This is a genomic window from Lentzea sp. NPDC058450, from assembly GCF_042721395.1.
GTDB lineage: Bacteria > Actinomycetota > Actinomycetes > Mycobacteriales > Pseudonocardiaceae > Lentzea.
In genome coordinates, this window is record NZ_JBHXLO010000034.1 from 54,055 (window position 1) to 71,284 (window position 17,230).

General features: G+C 69.4%; 15 protein-coding genes. 10 read left to right on the forward strand and 5 right to left on the reverse strand.

What is annotated here, in order from left to right; all coding sequences use genetic code 11:
* Positions 1–4 precede the first annotated feature (4 nt).
* Together ACFWNN_RS37160 and ACFWNN_RS37165 are read right to left on the reverse strand one after the other, a co-directional pair.
* Positions 5–766 (reverse strand): Fpg/Nei family DNA glycosylase, encoded by a 762-nt coding sequence (locus ACFWNN_RS37160; protein ID WP_382444640.1) that lies wholly within the window; start codon positions 764–766, stop codon positions 5–7.
* Positions 759–1,604, reverse strand: coding sequence for a ParA family protein (locus ACFWNN_RS37165; protein WP_285638866.1), 846 nt, complete (start codon positions 1,602–1,604; stop codon positions 759–761). Before ACFWNN_RS37165 ends, ACFWNN_RS37160 begins: the two co-directional genes overlap by 8 nt.
* Positions 1,605–1,637: 33 nt before the next feature.
* Between ACFWNN_RS37165 and ACFWNN_RS37170 the strand changes: the two genes are divergently transcribed.
* The 6 genes from ACFWNN_RS37170 (at position 1,638) to ACFWNN_RS37195 (ending at position 5,902) form a co-directional block, all read left to right on the forward strand.
* Positions 1,638–2,360 carry a class I SAM-dependent methyltransferase gene (locus ACFWNN_RS37170; protein WP_382444641.1) on the forward strand — a complete coding sequence of 241 codons (723 nt, stop codon included), beginning with the start codon at positions 1,638–1,640 and terminating at the stop codon, positions 2,358–2,360.
* A 100-nt stretch (positions 2,361–2,460) separates the two neighbouring features.
* A complete protein-coding gene (locus ACFWNN_RS37175; RefSeq protein WP_382444642.1) occupies positions 2,461–3,030 on the forward strand; it encodes a sigma-70 family RNA polymerase sigma factor in 570 nt (189 codons plus the stop codon).
* On the forward strand, positions 3,027–3,743 hold the full coding sequence (locus ACFWNN_RS37180; protein ID WP_382444643.1) for a methyltransferase domain-containing protein: 717 nt from the start codon (positions 3,027–3,029) through the stop codon (positions 3,741–3,743). The genes ACFWNN_RS37175 and ACFWNN_RS37180 overlap by 4 nt, the downstream gene beginning before the upstream one ends.
* A gap of 85 nt (positions 3,744–3,828) precedes the next feature.
* Positions 3,829–4,395, forward strand: a complete 567-nt coding sequence (locus ACFWNN_RS37185) for a sigma-70 family RNA polymerase sigma factor (protein WP_382444644.1) — start codon at positions 3,829–3,831, stop codon at positions 4,393–4,395.
* Between the two features lie 104 nt (positions 4,396–4,499).
* Positions 4,500–5,177 carry an RNA polymerase sigma factor gene (locus ACFWNN_RS37190; protein ID WP_382444645.1) on the forward strand — a complete coding sequence of 226 codons (678 nt, stop codon included), beginning with the start codon at positions 4,500–4,502 and terminating at the stop codon, positions 5,175–5,177.
* A 98-nt stretch (positions 5,178–5,275) separates the two neighbouring features.
* Positions 5,276–5,902: a sigma-70 family RNA polymerase sigma factor gene (locus ACFWNN_RS37195; RefSeq protein ID WP_382444682.1), complete on the forward strand. Its 627-nt coding sequence runs from the start codon at positions 5,276–5,278 to the stop codon at positions 5,900–5,902.
* Here ACFWNN_RS37195 and ACFWNN_RS37200 read toward each other — a convergent pair.
* Positions 5,883–7,193: a glutamine synthetase gene (locus ACFWNN_RS37200; protein WP_382444646.1), complete on the reverse strand. Its 1,311-nt coding sequence runs from the start codon at positions 7,191–7,193 to the stop codon at positions 5,883–5,885. The two genes, ACFWNN_RS37195 and ACFWNN_RS37200, sit on opposite strands and share 20 nt — an antisense overlap.
* Before the next feature lie 12 nt (positions 7,194–7,205).
* Between ACFWNN_RS37200 and ACFWNN_RS37205 the strand changes: the two genes are divergently transcribed.
* The 3 genes from ACFWNN_RS37205 (at position 7,206) to ACFWNN_RS37215 (ending at position 10,358) form a co-directional block, all read left to right on the forward strand.
* Positions 7,206–8,303: an amidohydrolase family protein gene (locus ACFWNN_RS37205; protein ID WP_382444647.1), complete on the forward strand. Its 1,098-nt coding sequence runs from the start codon at positions 7,206–7,208 to the stop codon at positions 8,301–8,303.
* Between the two features lie 35 nt (positions 8,304–8,338).
* Positions 8,339–9,613 (forward strand): DNA polymerase IV, encoded by a 1,275-nt coding sequence (locus ACFWNN_RS37210; RefSeq protein WP_382444648.1) that lies wholly within the window; start codon positions 8,339–8,341, stop codon positions 9,611–9,613.
* An 85-nt stretch (positions 9,614–9,698) separates the two neighbouring features.
* Complete coding sequence (locus ACFWNN_RS37215) at positions 9,699–10,358, forward strand: hypothetical protein (protein WP_382444649.1); 660 nt, start codon at positions 9,699–9,701, stop codon at positions 10,356–10,358.
* A 536-nt stretch (positions 10,359–10,894) separates the two neighbouring features.
* Here the strand turns inward: ACFWNN_RS37215 and ACFWNN_RS37220 are convergent.
* Both ACFWNN_RS37220 and ACFWNN_RS37225 read right to left on the reverse strand, forming a co-directional pair.
* Entirely contained in the window at positions 10,895–11,995 is a 1,101-nt protein-coding gene (locus ACFWNN_RS37220) for a DUF4034 domain-containing protein (protein WP_382444650.1), read from the reverse strand.
* A 28-nt stretch (positions 11,996–12,023) separates the two neighbouring features.
* Positions 12,024–13,529 carry a M48 family metallopeptidase gene (locus ACFWNN_RS37225; RefSeq protein WP_382444651.1) on the reverse strand — a complete coding sequence of 502 codons (1,506 nt, stop codon included), beginning with the start codon at positions 13,527–13,529 and terminating at the stop codon, positions 12,024–12,026.
* Between the two features lie 266 nt (positions 13,530–13,795).
* Between ACFWNN_RS37225 and ACFWNN_RS37230 the strand changes: the two genes are divergently transcribed.
* The gene (locus ACFWNN_RS37230; protein ID WP_382444652.1) at positions 13,796–16,948 is read left to right on the forward strand and encodes a S8 family serine peptidase; all 3,153 of its coding nucleotides are present in this window, start codon (positions 13,796–13,798) and stop codon (positions 16,946–16,948) included.
* Positions 16,949–17,230 lie beyond the last annotated feature (282 nt).

Genomic DNA, 17,230 nt, shown 5'->3' on the forward strand with positions numbered 1-17,230 from the left:
CGGTTCAACCGGATTGGCATTTTGGGCAGAAGTACACGAATCTGCCCTCGATCTCGTCCGATCGGACTCTTGTGCCGCAACGCAAACAGGGTTTGCCCGTGCGTTCGAAAACGTAGTGCTGCACCCGGCGGTCGCCCGTGGTGATCTGTTCCGGTCGCCACTGGTTGGCCTGCAAGAGCTTCCGCGACAGCGCAACCGCACGTGAGGCGTCCACAGATGACACCGGAGTCGTGGGAAGAACTCCCAACAGGAAACAAACTTCCGCGCGGTAGAGATTGCCGACACCGGCCATGATCCGCTGGTCCAACAATGCGAGCCCGATGCCCCGGGAAGGATCAGCGGTCAACCGCTGAACGGCCTCAGCGGCGTCGAACCCATCAGCTAGAAGATCAGGTCCGAGATGTGAGATGAGCCGATCCTCTTCAGCGGTCGGCACGAACTCCATGTCGTGCAGCGCGAATCCGATGGCCTGACGGTCGTCCACCTCGAACACCGCGCGGGCCTGGTGTGCCGGACGGCGCCAGCGCTCGCCCGGCCGGTAGAGGTGCCACGAGCCGTCCATGCGGAAGTGGCTGCGCAGGCTGTGGCCGTCGGAGAACCGGGTGAACATGTGCTTGCCGTAGGTGCGCACCCCCAGCACGTCCAGCCCGGTCAGCTCCAGCGTCGACAGCCGAGGGTGCCGCAGCTCGCCGCGGCGCAGCGTCTTCCCGGCCAGCGCCTCGTGCATCCGGTGGCCGGCCAGGAAGACGGTGTCGCCCTCAGGCATCCACCGCCTCTTGGATCTCGTCGTCGTCGAAGTCGTGGTGCACGGCCCGGCGCCGGCTGCGCGAGATGCGCTGGATGCGGGCGAGCAGCAGGTTGAACGCGAGTGCGACCTCCCGTGCGCCCGGCGTGCCCCACTCGTGGATGGGCATGCACGCGCCCTGTGCCTGCTGCACGGCCAGACGGTCCGGCAACGCCACGGGCATCACCAACGGGCCGAAGATGTCCCTCAGCTCGTCGATGCGGAACTGGTGCTCGTGCGAACGCGGCCGCACGCGGTTCACGACGACACCCAGCGGCTGGAGGTCGGCGTTGTTCTGCTCGCGCTCGTTCTGCACGGCCTCGAACGCCCGCTGCACGCCCGCCACGGCGAACATCGTCGGCTCGGTGACCAGCAGCGCGCGGTCGGCCGCGACCAGCGCTGAGCGGGTCAGCTGGCCGAGCGAGGGCGGGCAGTCGAGCAGCACCAGGTGGTACGGGAACTCGTCGTACATGTCCCGCAACGTGCGCAGCGCGTCTTTCAGGCGGTGCAGCCGCGACTCGTTCGGATCGGGGTGGTTCAGCAGCTCGGCGTCCTCGGACCCGGACAGCACGTCGATGCCGTCACCCCAGCGGCTGGGGCGGATCGCCTGTTCCAGGTTCTCCTCGGACGGGTCCTGCAGAACGTCGTAGATGCTGGCCTTGGACTCCTCGGGCTCCAGCGTCGACGTGGCGTTGCACTGCGGATCGAGATCGATCACCAGCGTGCGGACACCACGGCGGAGGGCGGCAGAGGCCAGGCCGAGCACCACCGTCGTCTTGCCGACGCCTCCCTTGAGGCTGAGCACGGACACCGTATGCACAGACCTACTCTAGGGTCTCCTAGTCTGTTGGCCATGCGACCGGACGCCGTACAGAGGCTGCTCGACGCGGAATTGGCCGCCGCACGCGAGCGCAGGGGTGGAGAACCGCCGCGCGTGCTCGACGTCGGTGGCGGCAGCGGTGTCTGGGCCGTGCCCCTCGCCGCGGCCGGATGCGCCGTCACGGTCGTGGAGCCGTCCCCGAACGCGTTGGCGACGCTCAACACCCGTGCGCGCGAGGCCGGCGTGACCATCAACGCCGTGCAGGGCGACACCGACGCGCTGGGCGTTCCCGCTGGTGAGGCCGACCTGGTGCTGGCGCACGGGCTGCTGGAGGTCGTCGACGACGCACCGGCCGCGCTCGCGTCGATGGCCGCCGCGGTGGCCCCCGGCGGCGCGGTGTCGGTGCTGGTCGCGAACCGTTTCGCGGCGATCCTGCACCGCGCGATCGCCGGCCGGATCGTCGACGCGCGGCGGTTGCTGGACGACGACGCGGGGCAGCTCGCGGGCACGCGCGACCCGTTGCAGCGCCGGTTCGACGTGGCCGGGCTCGAAAAACTCGTCCTCGACGCGGGGTTGGCAGTCGAAATCCTGCAAGGTCACGGGGTAGTTTCTGATCTGGTCCCCGGTGTCGTGCTCGACGCGAATCCGGGTGCCGCCGACGCGCTCGCGGAACTGGAACTGGCTGCCGCAACCAGGTCCCCGCTGCGGGACGTCGCCGCCAGGCTGCACGTGCTGGCACGCCGGACCATCGCCTGAAACGGTTTGCATTCGGGACTTTTATGACCCTGATGAGTGGTCCCAAACGACGCGGCGGCGAACGATAATGGCCTCCGCTGCCGAAGTAGGGACCGACGAGATGGAAAGTTCCGACCTGCTGGCCTCACTGGTCAACGAGGCCGTCGCGGGTGACAGGCCTGCCGTCGAACGACTGCTGGCCTCCGTGCGACCGCTCGTGGCGCGCTACTGCCGTGCGCGCGTAGGCCGCAATGAACGTGCGTACGCGTCGGCTGACGACGTGGCGCAGGAGGTGTGCCTGGCCGTGCTGACGGCCCTGCCCACCTACCGTGAACAGGGAAGACCGTTCCTGGCGTTCGTCTACGGCATCGCCGCGCACAAGGTCGCCGACGCGCACCGGGTGTCGGCGCGCAACCGATCCGAGCCCGTCGCCGAGGTGCCGGACGGGCCGTCGCTCACGATCGACCCCGAGGAGAACGCGCTGCTCGGGTCGTTGTCGGCGCGGCTCGGTCAGCTGCTGCGGCTGCTGCCGGACAAGCAGCGGGAGATCCTGCTGCTGCGCGTCGTGGTCGGGCTGACGGCGGAGGAGACCGCCGAGGCCATCGGATCCACGCCCGGCGCCGTGCGGGTCGCCCAGCACCGCGCGCTGGCCAAGCTGCGTTCGACCGTGGGGGTCGAGGAGCTGATTTGACCGGCGCCTTCTACGACGCCCTGTCCGGGACGTACGACCTGATGTTCCCGGACTGGGACGCGTCGATGGCCCGTCAGGCGGCGCAGCTCGCGGAGTTCGTTCCGGCGGGCGCGCGCGTTCTGGACTGTGCGTGCGGCATCGGCACACAGGCGATCGGTCTGGCGTTGCGCGGCTATGAGGTCGTGGGTGCCGATCTGAGCCCTCTGGCGGCCTCTCGGGCCGTTGTGGAGGCGTCTGCGCGTGGCGTCTCGGTGCCTGCGTTCGCTGCGGACATGCGTGCGTTGCCGTTCGCGGACGGCTCCTTCGACGTGGTGCTGGCGGCGGACAACGCGTTGCCCCATTTGCTGACGCCCGGTGACGTGCTCGCGGCGCTGCGTGAAATGCGCCGCGTGCTGAGGCCCGGTGGTCGGATCATCCTCTCTACGCGCGACTACGACGCGATCCGGAACGAGCGTCCGTTGGCGACTCCTCCGTCCGTCGGGCCGGGTCGCGTCGTGTGGTTCCAGCTCTGGCATTGGGACGGCGATCAGTACGAGCTGGAGATGTTCCGGCTGCACGAAGCGGACGCGTGGCGGGTCGTCGTGGGCAAGGCACGGTATTGGGCGATTACTCGTCACGAAATCACCGAATTGGCGGAACGCGCGGGTTTCGGTTACGTGGAGTGGTTGCTCGACGCCTATTACCAACCGCTCTTCGTTGCTCTGAACGGGTGACGTTTGAAAGTTCTCCCTACTTTCCGCATAAGGAGTGACGCGTCGCACGTCTCCTCCACGGGACGTCGACGAGGGGAACCTTCGGATGGAGAGTTCAGCGTTATCCGCGGAACTGGTCAGTCTGGCTGTGCGGGGCGAGCGCAGGGCCACTGAGCAGCTACTTCGCCACCTGCGCCCGCTGGTGGTGAAGTACTGTCGCGCACGTGTGGGTCGTTCCGCGACAACCGCGGACGACGTCGCGCAGGAGGTCTGCCTGGCCGTGCTGACGGCTCTCCCGAACTATCGGGAGCAGGGTCGGCCCTTCCTCGCGTTCGTCTACGGCATCGCCGCGCACAAGGTCGCCGACGCGCACCGGTCGCTGGCTCGTAACCGTGCGGAGCCGGTGGCCGAGGTCCCCGACCAAGCCGTCCGGGGCCACGGACCGGAGGAGTTCGTCCTCCAGGACGAGCTGAACGGCACGCTCGGACAGCTGTTGCACCTCCTGCCGGAGAAGCAGCGGGAGATCCTCGTGCTGCGCGTCGTGGTGGGTCTGTCCGCGGAGGAGACCGCGGACGCGGTGGGGTCGACGCCGGGTGCGGTGCGGGTCGCACAGCACCGCGCGCTCGGTCGCCTTCGCAAGGAAATCGCGTCGTTAGCTGTCCCGATCGGGTGACATTCGTTTGCATTTGTGACGAGTCGTAGCGGTTGCGTGGGGAGAACGCACCCAAACGACATACCTAGAGGGCAGGAAGACGCCGACATAGGGACGCAGGGGGCATGGGAAGTTCGGACTCAGCGCTTGCCGCCGACCGGCTGCGCATCGACGGGGTGCTGGTTCAGCACTTCCGCGAGTCGGGGCTGACCGGTGTCCGCTGGGACCAGTTCCACCGCCAGCTTCTCGGACACGGACTCACGATCGTTACGAAACTCGTGCGGTCCGGTGCCATCTTCGCCCGCTCCGGGCGGAACGGCCGGTACCTGCAGAAGCAGGACATCGCGCCGCAGGAGGCCGAGGAACTGGCGAGCGACGCCGTGTACGAGGGGTTCGTCTACTTCCGCGACCGGGGACTGCTCGGGCGCGAATGGTCCGTTGAGCACGGCCAGCCGTTGACCGAGTACTTCGTCAACGCGTGCGTGCTCGCGTTTCCCAACGTCTACCGGCGTTGGCAGACGCGTGCGCACGGCTGGCAGGACGTACGGCTCGTGGACACCCTTGCTTCCCTCGAACACGTCCAAGCCGAGGGAACCCCTGAGGACGCGGTCATCGAACAGCAGATCGCGAACGCCGCGTTCGCCGCGCTGAGCGAGGACACCCGGCGGTTGCTCTTCCTTTCTGACCAGGGCTACTCGCATGCGGAGATCGGTGAGCTGATGCGGCTCACCCCGCGCGCGGTCGAAGGACGGATCCGGCGCGCGCGCCTTGCCGTGCGCCGGCGTCCAGAAGAGGAACGGTGATCAACGTGGAGTTCTCACCCGGCCTGCACCGCAAGGTGCCCGCGGAAGCCGTCCAGGCCTCATCCGTCGGTGGGCCGGTCTCCGCATCCCGGGGCACGATCGACGCGTTGGTCGAGCGGACCACCGTCGCTCCCGAGGAGCCGGTCGACCCGCCGGCGGCCTCCTACTACTCGGGTCGCCAGCAGTCGGCCGACGAGCACGTCGCGCGCGCTGTCGCCGGTGATCGCGCCGCCGTCGAACGGCTGTTGGGCACCATCAGGCCGTTGGTCTTGCGGTACTGCCGTGCGCGCGTCGGCACGTTCGCGTCGGCTGATGACGTTGCGCAGGACGTCTGTCTGGCGGTGCTGACCTCGCTGTCGTCGTATCGCGATCAGGGGCGGCCGTTCCTGGCGTTCGTCTACGGCATCGCGGCGCACAAGGTGGCGGACTCGTTCCGCAGCTTCTCGCGCAACCGGGCGGAGGCCGTGCCGGAGTTGCCGGAGTCGATGGACACGGCGGCCGGGCCCGAGCAGCGGGCGATGCAGGGAGAACTGTCGGACCAGATGGCTACGCTGTTGAAGGTGCTGCCGGAGAAGCAGCGCGAGATCGTGGTGCTGCGGGTGATGGTGGGTCTGTCGGCGGAGGAGACGGCCGAGGCGGTCGGCTCCACGCCCGGTGCCGTGCGGGTGGCTCAGCACCGGGCGCTCACGCGGCTGCGCAAGGAGCTCAGTGCCGCCAGCGAGTGATGTTGGCGATGCCCTGGGGGCTGGCGTCCTTGTACCGCTCGATCTCGCCGCGCCGGACGTCCGCGATGGTGCCGGCGAGCTCCTGACCGAACGCCTCGGCGAGCACCGAGTCCTTCTCGAACTCGTCGACGGCCTCCTTCAGCGACGTGGGCAGGCGCTGGACGGTGCCGAGCAGGGCCGGGTCGACGTTGAGGCCCTCGGGTAGCTCGGCCTCGGTGGCGATGCCGTCGAGACCGGCGGCGAGCACGCCCGCGACGACCAGGTACGGGTTCGCGGTGAGGTCGAAGCACTTGATCTCGAGGTTGTCCTTGATCAGGCGCAGCGCCGTCTCGCGGTTCTCCTCGCCCCACGCCACGAACGGCGCCGCCCACGTGTTCGGCACGAGCCTGAGGTAGCTCGCGAGAGAGGGACAGCCGATCGCGCACAACGCGCGGAGGTGGGTGAGGACGCCGGCGCTGAACCTCCGCGCCTCGTCCTGGAAGCCGTCGAAGAGGTTCGTGCCGTCGCGCCAGAGGCTGAGGTGCAGGTGGCCGCCGTTGCCGACGCCGCCGTTGATGACTTTGGGCGAGAACGACGGGCGCATGCCGTGCCGGATCGTGACGGCGCGGATCGTCTCCTTGACGAGGACGGCGGTGTCCGCGGCGTTCAGCGGGTCCTCCGGGGCCGTGGAGATCTCGAACTGGCCCGCGGCGTACTCGGGGTGGAACTGCAGGACCTCGACGTTCTGCTGGTCGAGGGCGTTGAGGAGGTCGACGCAGTAATCGGACAGCTCGACCTGGCGGGCGTGGCCGTACGCGCCGCCGGTGGTCGCGGGGACCCAGTCGTCGGTGCCCTGCTTGCCCGCGCACCACTCGATCTCGAAGCCGGCCTGGGCGGTGAGGCCGTGCTCGGCGAGCTTCGCGACGGCCTTGCGCGCCTGCAGGCGCTGGTCCATGGGGTACGCGACGCCGTTCTGGAAGTGCCGGTCGGCGGGGGCCCAGGCCCAGCCCGGCTGACCCGCGAGGGGCGTGAGGCGGTCGAGGTCGGGGTGCAGCCGGAGGTCGCCGACCGGGCCGCCCGCGAACCGGCCCTGGATGATCCAGTCGTCGAAGAGGAACACGTCGAACACCGGTGAGGCGCCCACGCCGTGCGCGGCCGCGTGGGCCAGCCTGCGCAGGGGCACCGACTTGGTGCGGGTGATGCCGCTGTTGTCGACCCAGGTGAGCGCCACGACGCTCACGTCCCTGGCGTTGAGCCCGTCGAAGAGCTCGGTCGCCCGCTCGAACCGCTGGTCCCGTTCCGCAGAGTCCACGATCCTAAGGTTATGGGCATTTTGCCGTTCGTCGCCGAACTCGGGCTGATCGACCACCACTGTCATGGTGTGTTGCGCGCGGACAGCACACGGCCGGAGTTCGAGTCGTTGTTGTTGGAGGCCGATGAGGTCTCTCCGCTGGGCGGGTCGTTCTTCGACTCGGCGCTGGGGTTCGCGGTGCGGCGGTGGTGCGCGCCGTTGCTGGACCTGCCCCGGCACGCCTCCGCTGACGCGTACCTCGAACGGCGGAACTCGTTGCACATCGCCGAGGTGTCGCGGACGTTCCTGATGGCGTCGGGGATTCACACGTTCCTGGTGGACGGTGGGTTCCGGCCCGAGTTGTTGTTGTCCGGCGCCGAGCTGGCCGGGCTGGGCGGGGGAGTGGCGCACTCGATCGTGCGGCTGGAGGCGTTGGCGGAGTCCGTGCGGCCGGACGTGTCGCCCGCGGACTTCGTCTCGGCGGTGCGGTCGGAGCTGGCCTCCGGTGCCGCGGTGGGGGCGAAGTCCGTTGCGGCTTACCGGATCGGGCTCGGGCTGCCTGGTGCGCGGCCTTCGGATGCCGACGTTCTGCGCGCTTGTGCTTCGTGGACGTCGGGGCGGTTGGCGGACCCGGTGGTGATCGCCTGGCTGGCGTGGGAGGCGCTGGACGCCGGGCTGCCGTTGCAGTTCCACGTCGGGTACGGCGACTCGGACCTCGACCTGCACTTGTGCGATCCGACTTTGCTGACGCCATTCCTGCGTGCGACCGCGTCTCTCGGTGTGCCGGTGTTGTTGTTGCACAACTACCCGTTCCATCGGCAGGCCGGGTATCTCGCGCAGGTGTTCCCGCACGTGTTCTGCGATCTCGGGCTGGCCACGCACGGGCTGGGGCATCAGGCGTCGCGGGTGTTCGCGGAGGCGCTGGAGATCGTGCCGTACGGCAAGTTCCTCTTCTCCTCCGACGCGTTCGCACTGCCCGAGTTGTACTACCTCGGTGCGTTGCTGTTCCGGCGCGCGTTGTCCGACTTCTTGGCCGATGGGCTGCGCACGGACGCGTTCCTGGAAGAGGACGCTCACCGGATAGCGCGGCTCATCGCGTCGGAGAACGCAGCGCGCGTGTACGAACTGTAGGATCCGTTTCGAACTGGCGTTCGAGGAGGGTGTTCATGGGTCGCAGTGCGAACCTGCCACGCGGCCTGGTCGATCGATACCGTGCGCGCGACGGTGTGTGGCCCGACGACACGGGCTGCCGGATGCTGCACGTGGACATGGACGCCTTCTACGCGTCAGTGGAGATCCGCGAACGCCCGGAACTCGAATCCGTGCCCGTGGTGGTCGGCGGCATCGGTGGCCGCGGCGTCGTCTGCTCCGCCAACTACCTCGCCCGCACGTTCGGCGTCCGTTCCGCGATGCCCACGGCCCACGCCCGCCGCCTGGCGCCGCACGCCGTCTACCTGCCGCCGCAGTTCGACCTCTACCAGGAGGTGTCGCGGGGCGTCATGGCGATCTTCCGCGACATCACCCCGCTGGTGGAGCCGCTGTCCCTGGACGAGGCGTTCCTCGACGTCGGCGGCGCTCTCCGCCGCCTCGGCCTGACGCCGGGCGGCGTCGGTGAGCTGATCAGGTCGCGCGTGTTCGCCGACCACGGCGTCACCTGCTCCGTGGGCGTGGCCTCGACGAAGTTCCTCGCGAAGCTCGCCTCGGGCATGTGCAAGCCCGACGGCATGATGGTCGTGCCTTCTTCTGCCGCTTTGGAGTTCCTCCACCCGTTGCCCGTCTCCGCGCTGTGGGGCGTGGGCGCGAAAACCGCTGCTCGCCTTGAGGAACTGGGCCTGAAGACGGTGGCCGACGTGGCCTCCACGCCGCTGCCGCGCCTGCGCCGCAAGGTGGGCACGGCCCTGGCTGACCACCTCTACGCCCTGGCCTCCGGCGTGGACGACCGCGCGGTCGTCCCGGTCTCCCGTGAGAAGTCGATCGGCGCCGAGGAGACCTTCGAGATCGACGTGACCGACCGCTCGCTGCTGCGCCGGGAACTACTCCGCCTCTCCGAACGCTCCACGGGTTCCCTGCGCGCCAAGGGTCTGCTGGGCAGAACGGTCTCGATCAAAGTCCGCTTCGCCGACTTCACCACGATCACCCGCTCCCGCACCCTCCCGGTCGCCACGGACGTGACCCAGGAGGTCTACCGAGTGGCCGTGGAACTCCTGGACACCCAGACCCCACCCGGAGCCATCCGCCTGATCGGCGTCCGAATAGAGGGTCTTGACAACGCGGACTCGGCCCAGCAGCTGATCTTCGACGCACCGGAACGAGGCTGGCGCGAAGCCGATCAAGCCGCCGACCAGGCCCGTTCCCGCTTCGGCTCGCTGGCGGTGCGCCCAGCGTCCCTCCTCCGCGAGAGTCCAGAAAGGACAGCGGACTTCGAACCGAAGCCCGAATGATCGCAACCTGTCCACAACCCGCGAGTTATCCACAACTTCAGCTGTGCCGGCACTCCCACACCCACCCCTGCCGCAAGCTGAACCCATGCGCCACCCCATCGACCTGGAAACCCTGGGCACCCTCTTCCTGCACCGAGTGGCCCCGGTAGCAGCCCTGCTCCACATAGGACTGTCCGCGTCCCTGATCGACCAACGCTCCCGCCCAGGCGGCCCGTGGCAACGCCTGTTCCCGAACATGGTCCTGCTCTCCAGAGCGGGCCCGTCGAGAGAACAACTGGTCCAGGCAGCCCTCCTCTACACAGGCGAGGGAGCAATGCTGACCGCCTACGACGCCCTCTACCTCCACGGCATGAGGTCGGTCCTCCCGACAGCAGACGCAATTCACGTCCTCGCCCCACGCAACTCAAGAGCCTGGGGCCACGCCACCCTGCGCCTGGAACGAACAGACCGCCTGCCCAAACCGGCCATCAGAAGGGGCTTCCACGTGGCCCCGCTGGAACGAGCGGCGGTAGACGCGATCCGCAGAACCCGCTCAATCCCGGACACGAAATCAATCCTCGAAGAGGTCACCCACTACGTAGGCGTCCAAGCCCTGAGAGCAGAACTGGCCCTGGCCCCACGCAAGGGCACCACCCTGGCCCGCAAACTGCTGGGCGACTCCCCGGCCCGCCAACTGGAACTGGCCGTGATGGACCGCCGCCCACCATCAGTTCCGCAAGCCAGAACCCCACAACCAATCGGCTGACCCAAAGCAGCCCACCACCAACCGAGCAGGCCACCACCCCGCCCCGGCAACCCGCCTCCGCGGTCAGCCCCAACCCAACCAAGCAGGCCACCACCCCGCCCCGGCAACCCGCTTCAACTCAACCCGCTGAGCCGGCCTGTCCCTCTCACACCCAGCCCCGAGCGAGCTCCAACCTCCGCACGCCCGCAGCTCAACCCAGCTACCTCAGCCCCGCGTCCCCACGCCGGCCCGCTGTCCCAACCTCAACAACCCCAGCCCCAGCCCGCGACCCGAGCCTCAATCCCGACCCCGCAGGCCCGCGGCCCTAGCCCCGACCTCCGCCCGCGACGTACCGCGCCGACCCTCAAGCCCCAATCCCAGCCTGCGACTCCTAGCCCGAGCTTCAAAACCCAGCCCGAGCGCGAGCTTCACACCCAGCCCAGCCCGGCCAAACCCGGCCTCGACCAAGCCCAAGCTCCACACCCCAGCCCAGCCAAACCCGGCCTCGGCCAAGCCCGGCCTCGGCCAAGCCCCGCACCCCAACCCCTCGCCCCGCCCTACCGGACAGGAGCCTTCACCCCGCGCCCCTTGGCCATCTCACCGACGGCCTTCCCCCGAACGCTCAAGAACGACAACCGAGGCTCCTCGAAGTAGTTCCAAGGCCCGGCATCCGCCAGCGCCCCCAAAGCCCGGAACTGCCCCACAGCCTCCTCGAACCGCCGCAACTGCATCAGCCCGAAGATCGCATACCCCCGGTCGTTCCGGAGCGCGTGCGTGTCCGCCCCCTCATCCGCCAACCGGTCCAGCAGAGCGTCGAGCGACCGGACGACCGAAGGGTCCTTCCACATGTTCGAGTCGGAGTTGTCGGCTTCATAGGCGGCCTGCAACGGCAACCCGAGGAACTTCGGCGACTTGGCCGCGGCCTCCAGAGCGAACTCCAGCGCCAAGGCATCAGACCCGAACCACTTGCGGCACCAGTACTGCAGGGCCTGGGTGTGCGCCGAGTGGTGCAGCGGGTCGCGCGCGACGAGCTCGGCCCAGATCGCGCGGAACTCGTCGTTGTCCACCTGCAGACCGCGGCCGAGCGTCAGCAACGTGCTCCACGGCGTGGGGTCGTCGGGCAGGACCGAGGCGGCGATGGCGGCGGCCTCGCGCGCCTCGAACAGGACGCGGTGGAAGCCGTCGAACTGTTCGCGGGTGGTCGCGGAGGCGCTGGCGCTGCCGCGGATCTCCCAGGCCAGGGCCACGAGTGAGCGGGAGTGCACGACGATCCAGTGCGGGTCGCCGGGGCGGGCCTCGATCCAGGCCTGCATCCAGGCGTCGTCCTTGGCGGCGAGGTCGGCCAGGGCCCAGACGACCCGGTCGCGGCGGTCCCAGTCGCCGCCGGTAGCGGCGACCAGGTCGGCGGCGTTCTCCCAGTTGCCGGCTCGGACGTCGTCCTTCACGGCGGCGAGTGCGAGGTCTGCGATGGGGGAGGTGGTGGTCACCTCGTCGTCGGGGACCAGGCCGTAGCGCTCGGGGTGGGTCTTGGGCAGCACGAACGAGGCCACGACGTCGGTGGGGAGCTCGTCGACCTCCACACCGCGGCGCTTCGCCTCGCGGATGAGGCGGACCACGCGGACGAGTTCCTTGGGCTTGAAGAGAAGCGAGAGCACCACGGGAAGTTCTCCAGAAGATCGAACGCGCTCAGTGCGCGGGGCGGTAGTCGGGGGCCACGCCGACGGTGGCGAGTGCGGCGCGGAGGCCCGCGGTGCTGCCGTGGTCGGCGACCGCGGCGTCGAGGTGCTCGGCCATGTCGAAGTCCTGAGAGGAGGTGACGAACGTGGTTCGTCCCAGCCAGTCGAGTTCCCAGTGCGCGAGGCCCGCGTCGGAGAAGGCCAGCGCCACCAACGCGGACAGCTCCGGCAGCACCTCGCCGCGTGCCATCTCGCGGCGGGCACGGGCGCCTGCCTCGCGGTCGCCCGGCACGTGAGTGCCGAGGTCGGCGAGGTGGCCCGCGTCCAGGGCGTCGAGCACGGTCGTGAGTGACGGCTGCTTGCCGGTCAGCTCCGCGCTCTTCTCCAGCAGGCGCTGGGTGCCGCGGACGACTCGGGCCCGCGCGCCGATGTGGCCGAGCGTGGCCCAGTCGACGCGTTCCTTCGCCGCGGCGTCGGCCACGAGCGTGTCCAGCACGGCGGCGTCGAGCAACGGCATCGGGTCGGCGAGCAGGTCCAGCGCCGGGCGGTCGCCCCAGCCCGACTCCGGTTCCAGGGCCATGGTCTCGATGGCGCCGATGCGGTCCTTCAACGGCGGGTGCGAGTCGTACGGGCCGCGGTCGGGGTCGTGCGGGTCCTGGCGGATCTCCTCCAGCTTCTCGTGGAGCTCGGGGGCGGTGCGCAGGCGGGCGAAGCCGTCGAAGAACGTCGTGGGCAGGTAGCCGAGCTCCCACGCGACGGTCAGGTGGCGCTCGGTGAAGAGGTCCCACGCGGCGTCGATCACCGGCAGTTCGCGCAGCGCGGACGCGGCGGCGGACGAGCCCGCGAGGGTGGCGGAGAAGCGGTCGGCGGCGAACTCCTGGCGCCGGCTGATGGCCTGCGAGACGCGGAGGTACAGCTTGGCGTAGCCGCGGAACAGCTTCGCGATCATGCGCTGGAACCACTTCTCGGTGTTCATGTGGGAACCGGCGCGCAGCATCGCGTCACGGCCGGAGACCACCACACCGGCCAGGCGCGTGTCCTTGTTGGCGTAGTGACCGAGCTCGTGGGCGAGCACGGCGATGAGTTGCTTCTCGGTCAAGGAGGTGAGCAGCGGTGCACCGATGAACATGCGGCGCTTCAGCACGCGCAGGCCCAGGAAGCGGGTGTCCTCGGAGACGCCGGCGTTCACCGCGGCGAGAATCCTGATCTCGTCCGGCGGGCGGGTGCCGACCTCTTTCGCCAGGCGGCGCACCAGGCTCCAGAGGTCGGGCTGCTCCTCGGGCGTGACGAGGAGGCCGGGCACCTCGGCGCGGACGCGGCGGTCGAGCGAGAGCAGACCCTTGCCGATCGCGTACACCACGGGCACGACGAACAGCGCGAACTTGAGCCCGACGACAGGCCGTTCGATCAGGACGTACGTCTCCAGGGCCAGCAGGCCCGCGATCAACCCGAAGGCGAGGACGTAGAAACCGACGAGCAGCGCCACCGAGATGGCAGCACGAAACGAAACACGCATGAGTAGAGCGACCTTCCCCCAAGCCCCCGGTGCCGCCCCCAGATGACGGCAGCACGAAGTGTGCACGAAAGTCGGGTCACGACTCAATCCCGAAAAGGCGGCTGAGTCCAAACGAACGAGGAGGTGTCAACCAGCCGATCGGCCAGACCTCGTACCGCTGCGGGATGACATCCCCGCGCGCTGCTCCGGCCTTCAGGCGGAGGTGGGTGACGCTCGGTGTCCCTACGGTCACTGGTGCAACACCTCATCGAGCACTGGAGGTACCAGTGAGAGCAGGACAGCGAGGTGCCCGCAGGGGGTTCACCGCGCTCGCGCTGTCGGCAGGGCTCGTCACCGCGGGAACGATCGCGGGGACGGCGGCGGTCGCGCACGCGCAGGAGTCGCCGGGGCAAGGCGATCGCAGCGTCACGCTGATCACCGGTGACCGCGTGGAACTGGCGGGCAACCGCGTCGTGCGGGTCGTACCGGGGCCGGGCAGGGGCAGGATCCCGGTGCGCACGTTCACGCGCGACGGGCACCAGCACGTGGTGCCGGCGGATGCGATCGCGTTGGTGGACAACGGAAAGCTCGACCCGCGGTTGTTCGACGTGACGTCGATGGCCGACTTCGGCTACGACGACGCGCGGCGCGGCACCGTTCCTCTGATCGTGCGGCCGGCGGCGGGCGCGCGATCGGGAGTCACGGCGCTGGCGGCGCAGGAGCCGGTGGCCGGTCTGGTGACGGGCACGGCCGCGAAGTCGGGCAGCGCCTGGGAGTCGCTGCGCGGCGGCGCGGTGGAGAAGGTGTGGCTCGACGGCGTGCGCAAGGTGTCGCTCGACCGCAGCACCAGGCAGATCGGTGCGCCGGAGGCGTGGCAGGCCGGCGTCACGGGCAAGGGCGTGAAGGTCGCGGTGCTCGACACGGGCGTCGACGAGAAGCACCCGGACCTGCAGGGCAAGCAGGTCGCCGAGAAGAACTTCACCGACTCGCCGGACAACACCGACGAGGTCGGGCACGGCACGCACGTCGCGTCGACCATCGCCAGCAGGGGCGATAAGTACCGCGGTGTCGCGCCGGACGCGGAGATCCTCGACGGCAAGGTCTGCCAGCCCGGCGGCTGCCCGGACTCGGCGATCCTCGCGGGCATGCAGTGGGCGGCGGATCAGGGCGCGCAGGTCGTCAACATGAGCCTGGGCGGCGGTGACACCCCCGAGATCGACCCGATCGAGGAGGCGCTCAGCCGGATCTCCCGGGAGAACGGCGTGCTGTTCGTCGTCGCGGCGGGCAACTCCGGGCGTCCCGAGACGATCGGCTCGCCCGGCAGCGCCGAGTCCGCGCTGACCGTGGGAGCGGTGGACCGCAACGACGCCATCGCGTCGTTCTCGAGCCGCGGCCCGGCCGCGGACGGAGCGGTGAAGCCGGACGTGACGGCGCCGGGTGTCGGCATCGTGGCGGCCGAGGCCGGTACGCAGGGACACGTCGCGATGGACGGCACGTCGATGGCGACGCCGCACGTCGCGGGTGTCGTCGCGCTGCTCAAGCAGCAGCACCCGGACTGGTCCGGTGAGCGGCTCAAGGCGACGATCATGGCCTCCGCCAGGGCGAACCCGTCGCTGACGGCGTTCGACCAGGGCGCAGGCCGGGTCGACGTGCCGAAGATGCTGGCGCAGCAGGTGGTCGCCGAGCCCGCGAACATCAACTTCGGGGTGCAGCAGTGGCCGCACGACGATGACGAGAAGGTCGTCCGCGAGGTCACCTACCGCAACCCCGGCACCGCGCCCGTCACGCTCGACCTGAGCGCGGACGTCAAGGGACCGGACGGCAAGCCCGCTCCGGCGGGTCTGTTCACGGTGTCCCCGGCGAAGGTCACGGTCCCGGCCGGCGGCGAGGCCAAGGCCACGATCACCGCCGACACCAGGGTCACCGCGGCGGACGGTGCCTACAGCGGCGCGGTCGTCGCGTCGAACGGTCTGCGCACGCTGGTGAGCGTCAACCGCGAGGTCGAGAGCTACGACACCGCGGTCGCGGTGCTCGGCGCCGACGGCAACCCGACCGAGAACCAGAGCACCGTGTTCGTCAACGCCCAGACCGGCAAGCGCTATCCCGGAACCGGCAAGAACGTCCGCCTGCCCAAGGGCGAGTACCTGGTGGACAGCTCCGTGATCAGCGCGGACTTCAAGGTCGCGTTCGTGGTGCAGCCGAAGTTCGTCGTGGCCGGCAAGGGGTCGATCACGATCGACACGCGCCTGGCCAAGCCGGTCGCGCTCAGGACCCCCGACCCCGCCTCCCAGGGCATGATCGGGACCATCGGCTACAGCGCCCAGGTCGCGGGCAGCCCGTTCGGCCACGGCTGGGCGTTCTTCGACGGCCTCGCCGGCCAGGCGTACACGGCCCAGATCGGACCGTCCCCGCAGGGCTTCTCGGTGACCATCGCCGAACAGGCCAAGGGCACGCCGCGCGACGACAGGACGCCGGTCAGCTACCGCATGATGTACACCGAGAAGAGCCTGCCCACCGGCTACGAACGCACCGCCAAGGCGAGTGACCTGGCCGAGGTGAAGACGGGCTTCCGCCCGGCGGGTGAGGGCCGGCAGCACGGCGTCGCCGTCATGCCGCACCCGGTCGACGGCAGCGGTGGCTTCGCCTGGTTCACCCCGGTCCCCGAAGGCGGCCACTCCGTCGACCTCGTCACGACCGTCACCGGCAAGTGGAGCTGGATCTACGACCGGGTCGGCCCGGACAACAACAACGAGTACTCGACCGAGACGCCCAGCCGTTCCTTCAAGGGGGGCAAGAAGTACGAGCAGACCTTCGGCGCCGCGATCCTCGGCCCGTCGGTCCCGGAACAGCCGCGCTTCGGCCTGGCACGTCTGGAGGACCAGATCGCCGTCGTGGTCCCGCTCTTCACCGACAACAACGGCGGCGCGGGCAGGGTCAACGGCGGCACGGCCAAGACCACGTTGTCGCGCAACGGTTCCAAGGTGGGCGAGCAGAACACCCCGACCGCCGTCTTCGACGTGCCGGCCGAGGAAGGCACCTACCGCGCGGAGATGGAACACAGCCGCGACGCCGAACTGTCCACGAAGGTGAGCGGCGCCTGGACCTTCAAGTCCAAGCACACCAGCGACATCACGACCCTGCCGCTCACCGTCGTCCGCTACCAGCCGAAGCTCGACGACGAGGACACCGCACGCGGCCGCGTGCAGATCGTCCCGCTCAAGGTCGAGCAGGCGGCGAACACGCCGAAGGTCAAACGCCTCACCGTCGAGGTCTCCTACGACGACGGCGCCACCTGGAAGCAGGCGCAGGTCGTCGGCGACAAGCTGCTCCTGCACCACCCGAAGAACGCCAGGTACGCCTCGCTGCGCGCCAAGACCACGGACGCGGCCGGCAACACGGGTGAGTCGACGATCATCCGGGCCTACAAGATCGCAAGCTGATCGGCACGGCCGCAGAGGTCCGGCAAGACCTGCCGGACTGACCAGAACTGTCAGACCCGCTGAGTAGCCCCGGATTCGGGGGCCCGCCCTCAGCCACACAGGGCCCGGGAACCCCCGAGTTCGAGCTTACTCAGCGGGTCTGACACTTTCTGCGACGCCAACGCCAACGCCGACGCCGACGCCGACGGCAACAGTTGGCGCAATGCCACTCAGCACCCCAGCGCCGCCGCCGGTACTGCTCAACGACATCGGAACCGCTCTGCCGTGCCGGCAACGCTCAGC

Coding starts and splice junctions, on each gene's coding strand:
- ACFWNN_RS37175 (WP_382444642.1), top strand. CDS start 2,461: ATGGAAAGTTCCGACCTGCTGGCCTCACTGGTCAACGAGGCCGTCGCG.
- ACFWNN_RS37185 (WP_382444644.1), top strand. CDS start 3,829: ATGGAGAGTTCAGCGTTATCCGCGGAACTGGTCAGTCTGGCTGTGCGG.
- ACFWNN_RS37160 (WP_382444640.1), bottom strand. CDS start 766: ATGCCTGAGGGCGACACCGTCTTCCTGGCCGGCCACCGGATGCACGAG.
- ACFWNN_RS37190 (WP_382444645.1), top strand. CDS start 4,500: ATGGGAAGTTCGGACTCAGCGCTTGCCGCCGACCGGCTGCGCATCGAC.
- ACFWNN_RS37225 (WP_382444651.1), bottom strand. CDS start 13,529: ATGCGTGTTTCGTTTCGTGCTGCCATCTCGGTGGCGCTGCTCGTCGGT.
- ACFWNN_RS37210 (WP_382444648.1), top strand. CDS start 8,339: ATGGGTCGCAGTGCGAACCTGCCACGCGGCCTGGTCGATCGATACCGT.
- ACFWNN_RS37170 (WP_382444641.1), top strand. CDS start 1,638: ATGCGACCGGACGCCGTACAGAGGCTGCTCGACGCGGAATTGGCCGCC.
- ACFWNN_RS37205 (WP_382444647.1), top strand. CDS start 7,206: ATGGGCATTTTGCCGTTCGTCGCCGAACTCGGGCTGATCGACCACCAC.
- ACFWNN_RS37215 (WP_382444649.1), top strand. CDS start 9,699: ATGCGCCACCCCATCGACCTGGAAACCCTGGGCACCCTCTTCCTGCAC.